The 11,123-nt window shown below is 64.6% G+C and carries 14 protein-coding genes; 5 read left to right on the forward strand and 9 right to left on the reverse strand.

Annotated elements, in window-relative coordinates; all coding sequences use genetic code 11:
• The first annotated feature begins 13 nt into the window (after positions 1-13).
• Together ACRCSW_RS18180 and ACRCSW_RS18185 are read left to right on the forward strand one after the other, a co-directional pair.
• Entirely contained in the window at positions 14-418 is a 405-nt protein-coding gene (locus tag ACRCSW_RS18180; protein WP_438707058.1) for a hypothetical protein, read from the forward strand.
• Entirely contained in the window at positions 415-825 is a 411-nt protein-coding gene (locus ACRCSW_RS18185; RefSeq protein ID WP_438707059.1) for a hypothetical protein, read from the forward strand. The genes ACRCSW_RS18180 and ACRCSW_RS18185 overlap by 4 nt, the downstream gene beginning before the upstream one ends.
• A gap of 7 nt (positions 826-832) precedes the next feature.
• On the opposite strand, the gene ACRCSW_RS18190 is transcribed toward ACRCSW_RS18185, so the two are convergent.
• Positions 833-1,603, reverse strand: a complete 771-nt coding sequence (locus ACRCSW_RS18190; protein ID WP_438707060.1) for a hypothetical protein — start codon at positions 1,601-1,603, stop codon at positions 833-835.
• 135 nt (positions 1,604-1,738) lie between these two features.
• On the opposite strand from ACRCSW_RS18190, the gene deoD reads away from it, so the two are divergent.
• The 3 genes from deoD to ACRCSW_RS18205 are packed head-to-tail and all read left to right on the forward strand — an operon-like array spanning position 1,739 to position 4,795.
• Positions 1,739-2,443 (forward strand): purine-nucleoside phosphorylase, encoded by a 705-nt coding sequence (deoD, locus tag ACRCSW_RS18195; RefSeq protein ID WP_438707061.1) that lies wholly within the window; start codon positions 1,739-1,741, stop codon positions 2,441-2,443.
• Complete coding sequence (gene glyA / locus ACRCSW_RS18200) at positions 2,440-3,759, forward strand: serine hydroxymethyltransferase (protein ID WP_438707062.1); 1,320 nt, start codon at positions 2,440-2,442, stop codon at positions 3,757-3,759. The genes deoD and glyA overlap by 4 nt, the downstream gene beginning before the upstream one ends.
• 52 nt (positions 3,760-3,811) lie before the next feature.
• The gene (locus ACRCSW_RS18205) at positions 3,812-4,795 is read left to right on the forward strand and encodes an aldo/keto reductase (RefSeq protein WP_438707063.1); all 984 of its coding nucleotides are present in this window, start codon (positions 3,812-3,814) and stop codon (positions 4,793-4,795) included.
• 293 nt (positions 4,796-5,088) lie between these two features.
• Here ACRCSW_RS18205 and ACRCSW_RS18210 read toward each other — a convergent pair whose 3' ends face one another.
• From ACRCSW_RS18210 to ACRCSW_RS18245, 8 genes are all read right to left on the reverse strand, one after another.
• Positions 5,089-5,955 (reverse strand): urea carboxylase-associated family protein, encoded by an 867-nt coding sequence (locus ACRCSW_RS18210; protein WP_438707064.1) that lies wholly within the window; start codon positions 5,953-5,955, stop codon positions 5,089-5,091.
• A gap of 45 nt (positions 5,956-6,000) precedes the next feature.
• Positions 6,001-6,408, reverse strand: coding sequence for a BLUF domain-containing protein (locus tag ACRCSW_RS18215; RefSeq protein ID WP_438707065.1), 408 nt, complete (start codon positions 6,406-6,408; stop codon positions 6,001-6,003).
• A gap of 115 nt (positions 6,409-6,523) precedes the next feature.
• Positions 6,524-7,300 carry a succinate dehydrogenase iron-sulfur subunit gene (locus tag ACRCSW_RS18220; protein WP_438707066.1) on the reverse strand — a complete coding sequence of 259 codons (777 nt, stop codon included), beginning with the start codon at positions 7,298-7,300 and terminating at the stop codon, positions 6,524-6,526.
• Positions 7,301-7,303: 3 nt separating this feature from the next.
• On the reverse strand, positions 7,304-8,071 hold the full coding sequence (locus ACRCSW_RS18225) for a methyltransferase domain-containing protein (protein ID WP_438707067.1): 768 nt from the start codon (positions 8,069-8,071) through the stop codon (positions 7,304-7,306).
• 41 nt (positions 8,072-8,112) lie between these two features.
• Positions 8,113-8,445 (reverse strand): hypothetical protein, encoded by a 333-nt coding sequence (locus tag ACRCSW_RS18230; protein WP_438707068.1) that lies wholly within the window; start codon positions 8,443-8,445, stop codon positions 8,113-8,115.
• A gap of 15 nt (positions 8,446-8,460) precedes the next feature.
• The gene (locus ACRCSW_RS18235; protein ID WP_438707069.1) at positions 8,461-8,913 is read right to left on the reverse strand and encodes a hypothetical protein; all 453 of its coding nucleotides are present in this window, start codon (positions 8,911-8,913) and stop codon (positions 8,461-8,463) included.
• A gap of 129 nt (positions 8,914-9,042) precedes the next feature.
• Positions 9,043-9,381 (reverse strand): hypothetical protein, encoded by a 339-nt coding sequence (locus tag ACRCSW_RS18240; RefSeq protein ID WP_438707070.1) that lies wholly within the window; start codon positions 9,379-9,381, stop codon positions 9,043-9,045.
• A 334-nt stretch (positions 9,382-9,715) separates the two neighbouring features.
• Positions 9,716-11,123 (reverse strand): FAD-binding protein (locus tag ACRCSW_RS18245; protein ID WP_438707071.1); only part of this gene is annotated, 1,408 nt, incomplete at its 5' end.

Here is an 11,123-nt window from a genome sequence, read left to right on the forward strand (position 1 = left end):
GAAAGGTACCGCCGTGCTTCGCCCTCTCGCTCTTCTCCTTCTCACTCTCACGCCCGCCTCCGCCCAGGACCCGGCCTGGCCCCCCGCGGTGATCTCGGTCATTGATCAGGCCCGTTCGGACTGTGACGGCGATTTCTCGGTCGCCCCCGAAGCCGTTACGCAGCGCGACCTCAACGGCGACACCGCGCAGGACTGGATCGTCGATGCGAGCGGATTTGCCTGCTCGTCGTCCTACGGCATCTATTGCGGCACCGAAGGGTGCATGGTGGACACCCTGATCGACGGCATTCGCGGCTCGTTTCTCCTGCATGAGTGGGACACCGTGACCGAAGGCGGCGTCACCTACCTCACCGCGCCCAACGCCCTCGGCGGAACGGCCCGCTTCCTCTGGACTGGAACCCAATGGGAACTGCAATGATCCGCACTACAGCCCTGATCCTTCTCGCCACCACCGCGCCCATCCAGGCGCAGGACTTTGCCTTCCGGCAGGAGTGTACGCTGACACTCTACGCTTGCGACATGGGACGCGACGCTGGCCCGGAATGCCCGGTTGACCTCGCCGTCGCAGCCAAGTTCTGGAGCGAAGGAGAAAGCTTCAATCTCTCCGCCGACGGTTTCGGCAACGATCCGGCGGACGGCGCGGCAAAGCGCTTTTCCCTTGGCCAAGGCTACGTCACCGATGCCATCCGGGTCTATTACATCAAGGATGATCCCGACCTCGACGGCATCTTCTGGATCGCTGCAGACGGCAAGTCCGGGGCACATCTGTCCCGCAACGGGCTTGAGGACTACTTCAGCGCAACCTGCACGCCCGTCCCGGACTGACCGGCCCCTAGGACGCGTCCCGCTTCGCCCGTTCCAGCATCCGCAGCCGGTGCTTCGACAGACGCCACACCGACGTGCCGTCGCGGTAAAGCTTCATCAGGCCAGCTTTCTGCCGCGCCGCCCGGCCGATATCCTCGATCAGCATCCTGCTTTGCTGGCCTTTCATGAACATGCACCGCCGCTCCAGCGCATGCTCCTCCAACTCGGGGTTCGTGCGGTCGAAGAACTGCTTCTCGGGGTCCAGCCCCGGCTTCATCCGCCGCGCCGCCTCGCGCAGGAAGTCGCCGTCAAACACTCCGGGCGACGTCGAGAACGCGTTGATCGAGATGTCTTCGATCACCTGGTCGCCCTCCTTCGTCACCCGACGCACCGTCTGATGCCGAAAGCCGCGGGTGCGTTTGCTGGCATTCAGAAACGTCACGGCTGAAACCTTGCGCCGGAACAGGCTTTCCACCCGCTCCGCCGTAATCGGCTCCAGCGCGATCCAGTCATCCTCCAGATGCAACACCCGCGGGGCCGTCGTCGCCGCCCAGGTCCGGATCACCGCCGAGGCAAACTCCGGCGTCTCGGGGCGAAAGATCGTGGCGTCCGGAAAGTAGCTCCGGACCAGCGCCTCGCAGCGGTCCCCCTCGGCCGCATCGCCCATGAACGGGTCGATATTGGCGATCAGCCTGCGGATCGGGAAGTTCGGGAAAACCTCAGTCGCAAATGACGCAAGAGTCCGGGCCAGCAGCGCCTCGCGGTGCCCCGCGATCAGGGTAACGTCATAGTCCAGCACACCAAAACCTTCCCGCAGCCGACCGTCCTCGGATGATAGTCCATCCTCCCACGCCCTGCCATGCGCTTTCGCATCTTGCCGACGCGGCCCCCACACCGCATTAATCGAGCTTTGATCAGCCGCGACGGAGTCCCCATGACCTTTCACATTGGCGCCAAACCCGGCGAGATCGCTGAAACCGTGCTGCTGCCCGGCGACCCCTACCGCGCCCGCTGGGCCGCGCAGACCTTCCTCAAGGACGCCGTCCTCGTGAACGAAGTCCGCGGTATGCTCGGCTACACCGGCACCTGGAACGGCCACCGGGTCACCATCCACGGCTCGGGCATGGGCATGCCCTCCCTCTCGATCTACGCCAACGAGCTGATCCGCGACTATGGCGCGAAGACCCTCATCCGCGTCGGTTCTGCGGGCGCGCTCCCCGAACACGTCAAGGTCCGCGACATCGTCCTCGCCCAGACCGCCTCCACCGTCGGCTCCCCCTCGCGCACGATCTTCCGTGAACTGAACTTTGCCCCCTGCGCCGATTTCCACCTGCTCTCAAAGGCCTACGCCGCCGCCACCGCCAAAGGCACCCCGGTCCATGTCGGCGGTATCTACTCCTCCGACACCTTCTACGACGAGCGCCCCGACCTTGGCCGAGAGCTTACCCGCCACGGCTGCCTCGCCGTCGAGATGGAGGCCGCCGAACTTTACACCGTCGCCGCCCGCCACGGCGCCCGCGCGCTCGCTGTCCTCACCATCTCCGACCACATCGCCACGGGTGAGGCCTTGCCCGCCGACCAGCGTGAACGCAGCTTCGGCGCGATGATCGAGATTGCCCTGGAAGCCGCCTTCGCATGACCCACCTCGCCTCGCGTCCCTGGGTTCCCGCACCCAGCCAAACCTACATCCAGCGCCTTGCCGCCGCGGCCGGGAAACCCTCCGCCGAAGTCGCCGCCCGCATCGACCACCTGATCGACCGCAATCAGCAAATCCACGACCGCGACTGCTTCAACCTCAACCCCGCAACCAACGTGATGAACCCGAAGGCCGAGGCAGCCCTGGCGCGGGGTCTGGGCAGCCGCCCGAGCCTCGGCTACCCCGGCGACAAGTACGAAATGGGGCTGGAGGCCATCGAAGAAATCGAGGTCATCGCCGCCGAACTCGCCGCCGAGGTCTTCCATGCGAAATACGCCGAAATCCGCGTCGGCTCCGGCGCCCTGGCCAATCTCTACGGCTTCATGGCGCTTGCGAAACCCGGCGACAGCATCATCGCACCACCCGCCAGCATCGGCGGCCATGTCACCCACCACGCCGATGGCTGTGCGGGCCTCTACGGCCTCGCCACCCACCCCGCCCCCGTCGATCCCGACGGCTATACCCTTGATCTGCAGGGCCTCCACGACCTCGCCCACGCCGTCCGCCCCAGGATCATCACCGTCGGCGGCAGCCTCAACCTCTTCCCCCATCCTGTGGCCGAGGTCCGCAAGATCGCCGATCAGGTCGGCGCCAAGGTCCTTTTCGACGCAGCCCATCAGTGCGGCATCATCGCAGGCGGCGTCTGGGCCAATCCCCTGACCGAAGGCGCGCATCTGATGACGATGAGCACCTACAAATCCCTCGGCGGCCCTGCTGGAGGCCTGATCGTGACCAACGATCCCGAAATCGCCCAGCGCCTCGACGCCATCGCCTTCCCCGGCCTCACCGCCAACTTCGACGCCGCGAAATCCGCCGCCCTGGCGCTGACCCTCCTCGACTGGCGCGACCACGGGAAGGCCTATGCCAAAGCCATGGTCGACCTCGCCCGCGCCCTCGCCCAGGCGCTGCACGACCAAGGCCTCCCCGTCTTCGCAGCCGACAAAGGCGCCACTACCTCGCACCAGTTCGCGATCGAAGCGGCAGCTTTCGGCGGAGGCCAGGCAGCCTCCAAAACCCTCCGTAAAGCCGGTTTCCTCGCCTGCGGCATCGGCCTTCCCATCGCCGAGGTCCCAGACGACCTCAACGGCCTCCGCATCGGCACGCCCGAGCTTGTCCGCCGCGGCGTCACCCCCGCCGATGCCCCGGCCCTCGCCGCCCTGATCGCCGAAGGCCTCCGCTCCAACGCCCCCGAAACCGTCGCCCCTAGAACCGCTGCGCTGCGGCAGAAATTCCAGGGCCTCCACTACATCAGGGCTTGAACGAACCGATTCGTCGGCGTTTGATGCGATCCCCCCAAAGAAAGGACGCCCCATGCAACGCCGCACACTTGGCCGGAACGGCCCCGAAGTCTCCGCACTCGGCCTCGGCTGCCTCTCCTTCGGCGGCATCTTCGGCGCAACGACCGAAGCCGAATCCTTGGACACCCTCGACGCCGCCTGGGACCACGGGATCAATTTCCTCGACACCGCCAACGTCTACGGCAAGGGCATCAGCGAGACCGTGATCGGCAAATGGCTCGCCACCCGGCCCCACCGGCCGCACATCGCGACCAAGGCCACCTTCACCGACAATCCCGCCCGCCGCCTCGACAACCGCCCCGAACACCTCCGGGCCGAGCTGGAGGGGTCGCTGAAACGCCTGGGCACCGACCACGTGACCCTCTTTTACGCGCACCGCCACGACCCCGAGGTCCCGGCGGAAGACCTTGCCGGAACCATGCAACGCCTTCAGGAGGAAGGCAAAATCCTCGGCTATGGCCTCTCGGAGATCGCCCCCTACACGCTCGAACGCGCCCACGCCGTCCACCCGGTCATGGCCGTCCAGAACGAATACTCGCTCTGGACCCGCCAGCCCGAGCTTGGCCTGATCCAGCGCTGCGCCACGCTTGGCGTCGCCTTCGTCCCCTTCTCCCCCCTCGCCCGTGGCGTCTTCGGCACACCGATGGCCGACCCCGCAGCCTTCGCGACCGAGGAGTTCCGCCCCCGCATCCCGCGCTTCCAGCCCGAGAACTGGCCGCACAACCAGCGGAAGCTGGAGGCCTTCCATACCTACGCGCGCGACCGTGGCGTCACCCCCGCAGCCCTGGCCCTCGCCTGGATTCTCGACCGGGCGCCACATCTGATCCCGATCCCCGGCACCCGCAGCGCCGACCACCTCCGCGCCTGGGCCATGGCACCCGAGATCGACCTGACCGACGACGACCGGGAAGAAATCGACCGCCTCCTCCCCGTCGGTTGGGCCTGGGGCGACCGCTACGACAACACGCAAGCCGCGCTGTCCGAACGGTTCAGCTAGATCGCCGTCAGAAGACCATACACCAACGCCAGCCCCAAGCGCCTCCCCTCCCCCTCCGTGGGGAGGGGCCGGGGGTGGGGGGCCGTCAGCCAAATGCGATTCGCCGAATGAGGTTAACGACCGGATTTCTCCATAAGCGTAGAGACGAAAAGAAGATGAAAAGAAGACAGAAGGAAGATCATTAACCGGTTCGAAAGGTGCAAGATCAACACTGCGTTCTCAACGGGTTGGGCGCCACATCTACCTCCGTCGCGGCCCTCCATGGCTGACCTCATTCACACTTCGTCAACCCATCACCCCAAACCATGGCTCCTGTCATAAGCGGCGCGCTCCGGCGGGCTCCACCCAACGGGTGGCGCCTTGGGCCGAAAGACCTGCACAAGCAACGGATGGCAGCTTGCGGCGTCCGATGAATGCTCCGCCGAGCAATCACCGCCTGGGCAGGCCGACAACGCCCCCAACAGATCAATTTCCGCAAAGAATTCAAGGTAATCACCGGGCCGGACAGGCGAGGCTTTCATGAAATACTGCCCCGTATCGCGGGTAAACCCGGTGCACATGAAGACGTTCAGCACATCATGCACATGCACCTCCGCCGCGTGCAGCGGCAGGCCCGTCCAGCCCGCAACGGCCCGCGTCAGATTGGAATGGCAGCAGTGGTGATACTGCTCGCCCCCCGACAACAGCGCATGCGTATAAGGATCACACCGCGTCCCGATCACGTCATGCACGGACCCGCCAAAAGCGTCGAACCCGTACCAGTCGAGCGTATCCTCAGTGATCGTCGCCATAGGCCGCAGATGCGGCAGACAAGACCACATCCGGTCGCCAACAGACAGATGCGTCCCATGCAGCGCACGGGTCTTGCCGGAGAAGAACCTCTCGCCCAAGTCATTGGCCGAAAAGAGATTCAGGTCGCCAACCTGCGACCCCTCGACACTGACGATCCGAAAGAAACACCCCGCCGGAACCTCGAAACACCGGGCCTCGCGAGGGGGCACCAGCACCTCACCGACCAGACCCCACCCCTCCCGCGCCGCCCGATACGCCGCTATATCCGGCTGCTGCAACCCATCGACCGGGTAGCAGATGACCGGACGGACAGCCTTGCGGACATCGCCATCGGGAGGGGCAGCGTGGGCGGGCGTATCAGGCTTCATCCCCGCACCCTTGCGCCCTTTGCAACCGCAATCAACCCCGCAGGCCTAGCCCGGCACATCCACAGCAGGCAACCTGCGGAACATCCCCAGCACCTCGTCCTCGCTCGCCTGTTCGGGCTTGCCCGCATCCACCTCGGCCCGCGACCAGACCCACGAAGCCGCCGGATCGTCGCGCATGGCCCAGCCCCCGAACATCCGCGCATCGTCGGCAATCATGCGGCGGGTCAGACGCCGCACTTCGATGTGCCGGTCATCCGCACAAATCCGCGCATAGGTCGCCTCGACAGCGGCCTCAGGCCCCTCCAGAAGCTGCAGGAACAGGTCATCCCGGCAGATCAGCGCCCCGGTAATCCCGTCGCGAGCGTTGCACCGCCTGGCGTCGAAAAGGATGCCGGTCAGCATCATCGCATCATACCCAAAGGGCCGCGAGGCATAGGTCAGCTGCAAGAGCATGGGGTCGTTCCTTCCATGGCCCGGCCCAGTCAGCGGAGCGCGGGGAACGTAGGACAAACCCTAGTCCGAACGGCCCACCAATAGCCAGCGTTCCCGAAACAACGGCCTAGCCCCGTCAGACCACCCGCTCGACCATCATCTTCTTGATCTCGGCAATCGCCTTGGCCGGGTTCAGCCCCTTCGGGCAGGTCTTGGCGCAGTTCATGATCGTGTGGCAGCGGTAAAGCTTGAACGGGTCTTCCAGATCATCCAGCCGCTCCCCCGTCGCCTCATCGCGGGAATCGATGATCCAGCGGTAGGCATGCAGCAGCGCCGCAGGGCCGAGGTAGCGGTCCGAATTCCACCAGTAGCTTGGACATGATGTCGAACAGCACGCGCACATCACGCATTCATAAAGCCCGTCCAGCTTGCCCCGATCCTCGATCGACTGCTTCCACTCCTTCGCCGGGCGGTTGGTCTTGGTCTCCAGCCACGGCATGATGCTGGCATGCTGGGCATAGAAATGGGTCAGGTCCGGGATCAGGTCCTTGATCACCGCCATATGCGGCAGCGGATAGATCTTCACATCCCCCTTCACCTCATCCAGCCCATAGATGCAGGCCAAAGTGTTGATCCCGTCGATGTTCATCGCGCAAGAGCCACAAATCCCCTCGCGGCAAGACCGCCGGAAGGTCAGCGTTGGGTCAATCTCGGTCTTGATCTTGATCAGCGCATCCAGGACCATCGGCCCGCAGGTATCCATGTCGACGAAATAGGTGTCGACGCGAGGGTTCTCGCCATCATCCGGATTCCAGCGGTAGATCTGGAACTTCCGCACATTCCGGCCCTCCGGCTTCGGCCAGGTCTTGCCGGTCCGGATTTTCGAGTTCTTGGGCAGGGTGAACTGGACCATAAGTCAATCTTTCCCGATCTTCGTCTTGGCTTTCAAGGGCTTGGAGGCAGGCCCCGCAGGCTTCGTCAGCTCGTAAAGCGTCTCGCCGCGCATCAGGGCATAGGTGGAAACATCCGGCTCGACTGATACAAACTCGTAAACGTCGAAACCCGCCGCCCGCATGTGGTCTTTCAGATCGCGTCCGAAATAGCGCAGGTGATCCTTCTGACCGTAATGTAGCACTCGTTCGCGCGGGGTCAGCGGGCCTGCGACCTCATAGGTCTTTTCCCAGGCCTCGATCACCGGGGTGGTCACGATCATCCGCCCCCCCGGCCTCAGACACCGGAAGCATTCCGCCAGAGCCTTGTGATGGTCGACATGCTCCAGAATCTGATGCGCGACGATCACGTCAAAGCTTGCATCCGCGAGCTCCAGCGCCTCGATGTTCAGCTTCAGGTCGACCTTCGTGCGCATGAAATCGGTGGTGACATAGGTCCCCGCCATGGAACGCAGGATCGGCTCGAACACCGGCTCGGGCGCAAAGTGCAGCACAGCCATGTCCTTGGTGATGTTGCCGCGCCGGTCGATCCACAGCTTGAAAAGCCGATGCCTCTCGCGTGAGCGGCAGAGCGGGCAGAGCCCATCCAGCCGCGGCGGCTCGCCCACGGGGGCGAATTCGCCGACATAGCCGCAGACCGGGCAGGTGCGGGTGAAGCCCGTCACCATCATCGCCTCGTACTCCCGAAGACGCCGCTTGCGGATCCGCTCCAGCGCCGCCTTCGCAAAGCGCATTTGCCTGGGGTCCGGGACCGGGATGCCGTCCATCGCCATGCTCAGTCCTTCCAGTCCGGCCGCATGTAAAGCGGCCGGCTCGGCGGCTCGCCCGCCTTGGCCATCACGCAGCTCTCGTAAACCGCCGCCGGGTCTTTCCCCAGCAGGAAGTCCGAGCTGACGTTGACCTCCAGCCCCGCCGCCGTCCGTCCATCCGAACTCGCCCCCACCGTCAACTCGCCCCGCGGCTGCTGGGCCAGCCTTGCCCGCTCAAAGCACTGCCGTTCGGCTTCGGCCAGGGATATGGGACCGCAGGCCGCAAGGAAGGGCGCGAGCACCGCAAGCACAAGCGCCTGCGATACTCTCGACCGACCCTGTCTGGCCCGTGGTTTCATTTCCCTAGCCCTTTGTCAGCTGCAGCCAAAGTAACCCGTTCCGCCCGAAAGAACATTGCGACGCCGGCAGCTCTCGCCATTGCCAGTTGCTGAAGATGTCTCAGGCGCAGTCCCATTCGAAGGCGGCTGGCCGTAGGTATAGGTCTCGGTCACCGTACCCTCCGATTCGACGACCGCGCTGCGTTCCGTCGACGTGGTTGTGACCATCGTTTCACCTGCAGCGGCAGCTTTCTTGCGAATGCAGTCGTTCATCGCCGCCGCACCCTCGGCGGTACCGCCGCCACCGGGTTTCACCTCCGAGTCCCCGTCGCTCCAGACATACGCGCCCGGCGGGTCGACCTCGAACATGCACGGGGTCGAATACTTGTTCAGCGCGGTCGAGGTGCCACCAGTGCTGACACAGCCCGCCAGAACAAGAAGGCCGCCCAGAACAGCGCCGAGAGGGACCAATACCGAAATACTCTTCATAGTTGTTTCTCTTTCCAGATTTTCACTCTGGCGCTGGTATGCTTCGCCGCGCGACGCGGCAAGTGGCAGCTGCTGGTCTGCCGCAACGAAAACTGGTCGAACACAGGTGGATCTGACCCATCCAGCCCACTAAAGCCCCCCACCCACCAAAGGCGGCACGCCATTGGCCGCAAAGCAGGACTGTGCCGCAGGCCGAAGCGCGATCGTCCGGATCGTGGCCTTGGTCGAGGTCCCAGCCTCTACCCCCACGTCACGGGCCAGAAGCCGCAACTCATCCGGACTGGCCGCGTCGAGGATGCAGTTCGTCCCCGCCTGTGCCGGACCGGCGGGCATGTCGATGTTGACGACCGGGAAGACCACCGAATAGGCCGTCCGCTTCAGGGCGCTGTCGACAAGCTCCGCCGGGTCACAGGCGGTAAGCGCGACCAGCGCGATCAGTGCCACGGCGCGTGGGACATCAATCAGCAATAGCCGGTTCCTCCCTGCAGCGGATTGCTCCTGTTACTGCAGCTCCCCGAGGCAGTAGCCGCAGCACCCGAGCCGGATACCTTCTGCTTGATGCAGGCATTCATTGCATCTGCCTCTGCAGATGTCCCATCCTTCAATCCATAGGCACCCACGATGGGAAAGACCTCTGGAACGCCTCCCCGGCCAAGCCGGACGCTAAAGCTTCCGTCAGCTCCCACCTCTGCCCGACAAGCCTCGGTCAGCCGTTTGGCTTCGTCCTGTGACAGACTTGTCGACACGCATGCGCTGAGGGCGACCAGCGCGGCGATGGTGGATAGTGTTCCTGCAACACGCATCAGAACTTCCTTTCTGCCGGCGCGATCTTCTTAAGCGCGATCCCGCCCTCGGCTTCTTTGGTCAAAGGCTCGGTATGCACAGGCCGATAGTCAAGCCTGACCTTCGCCCCATCCACCCAGGCCAGCGAGTGCTTGCGCCACTTGGCATCATCGCGGGTCGGGTGATCCTCATGCGCATGGGCCCCCCGGCTTTCGGTGCGGGCATGCGCGCCGTAGATCGTGGCGAGTGCGTTCGGCATCAGGTTCGTCAGCTCCAGCGTCTCCATCAGGTCGCTGTTCCAGATCAGGCTGCGGTCGGTGACCTTGATATCCCCGATCTTCCCCGCAATCGCCGTCATCTTCTGCTCGCCCGCCGCCAGAGTCTCCTCCGCCCGGAAGACCGCCGCATCCGCCTGCATCGTCTTCTGCATCTCCAGCCGCAGCTCTGCCGTCGGAACCGCACCATCCGCATGGCGAAGCCCATCGAAACGCGAGAGCGCCTTGTCGACCTCAGCGGTGTTCGTCGCCGGAACCGAAGCCCCCCGGTCCACGACCTCACCCGCCCGGATGGCGGCGGCACGCCCAAACACCACCAGGTCGATCAGCGAGTTCGATCCCAGCCGGTTCGCCCCATGCACCGAAGCACAACCCGCCTCCCCCACAGCCATCAGGCCGGGGAAGATCGCATCGGGGTCCTTTGCGGTCGGGTTCAGCACCTCGCCCCAGTAGTTCGTGGGGATACCGCCCATGTTGTAGTGGACCGTCGGCAGCACCGGGATCGGCTCTTTCGTCAGGTCCACCCCGGCAAAGATCCGGGCGCTTTCGCTGATGCCAGGCAGGCGCAGTTCCAGCGTTTCTTTCGGCAGGTGGCTCAGGTTCAGGTGGATATGGTCGGCATTCGCCCCCACACCCCGGCCCTCGCGGATTTCCAGCGTCATGCATCGGCTGACATAGTCGCGCGGCGCCAAATCCTTGTAGTGCGGCGCATAGCGCTCCATGAACCGCTCACCGGCCGAGTTCGTCAGATACCCCCCCTCACCCCGCGCGCCTTCGGTGATCAGGCAGCCCGAGCCATAGATGCCCGTCGGGTGGAATTGCACAAATTCCATATCCTGCAGCGGCAGCCCCGCGCGGGCCACCATGCCCCCACCATCGCCGGTGCACGTATGGGCCGAGGTCGCCGAGAAATACGCCCGGCCATAACCCCCCGTCGCCAGCACCACCATCGTCGCGTTGAAGACATGGATCGTGCCGTCATCCAGCTTCCAGGCCACCACCCCGGTACAGGCGCCATCGGTGATGATCAGGTCCAGCGCGAAATACTCGATGTAGAAGTCCGCATTGGTCTTCAGGCTTTGACCGTAAAGCGTATGCAGGATCGCATGCCCCGTCCGGTCCGCCGCCGCGCAGGTCCGCTGAACGGGCGGG

It is taken from the genome of Tabrizicola sp., from assembly GCF_051645465.1.
Lineage (GTDB): Bacteria > Pseudomonadota > Alphaproteobacteria > Rhodobacterales > Rhodobacteraceae > Tabrizicola.

Bases quoted from the DNA above. Each gene is read 5' to 3' on its own strand.
- ACRCSW_RS18185 (WP_438707059.1), top strand. From the start codon at position 415: ATGATCCGCACTACAGCCCTGATCCTTCTCGCCACCACCGCGCCCATC.
- deoD (WP_438707061.1), top strand. From the start codon at position 1,739: ATGACCTTTCACATTGGCGCCAAACCCGGCGAGATCGCTGAAACCGTG.
- glyA (WP_438707062.1), top strand. From the start codon at position 2,440: ATGACCCACCTCGCCTCGCGTCCCTGGGTTCCCGCACCCAGCCAAACC.
- ACRCSW_RS18205 (WP_438707063.1), top strand. From the start codon at position 3,812: ATGCAACGCCGCACACTTGGCCGGAACGGCCCCGAAGTCTCCGCACTC.
- ACRCSW_RS18210 (WP_438707064.1), bottom strand. From the start codon at position 5,955: ATGAAGCCTGATACGCCCGCCCACGCTGCCCCTCCCGATGGCGATGTC.
- ACRCSW_RS18215 (WP_438707065.1), bottom strand. From the start codon at position 6,408: ATGCTCTTGCAGCTGACCTATGCCTCGCGGCCCTTTGGGTATGATGCG.
- ACRCSW_RS18220 (WP_438707066.1), bottom strand. From the start codon at position 7,300: ATGGTCCAGTTCACCCTGCCCAAGAACTCGAAAATCCGGACCGGCAAG.
- ACRCSW_RS18225 (WP_438707067.1), bottom strand. From the start codon at position 8,071: ATGCGCTTTGCGAAGGCGGCGCTGGAGCGGATCCGCAAGCGGCGTCTT.
- ACRCSW_RS18230 (WP_438707068.1), bottom strand. From the start codon at position 8,445: ATGAAACCACGGGCCAGACAGGGTCGGTCGAGAGTATCGCAGGCGCTT.
- ACRCSW_RS18235 (WP_438707069.1), bottom strand. From the start codon at position 8,913: ATGAAGAGTATTTCGGTATTGGTCCCTCTCGGCGCTGTTCTGGGCGGC.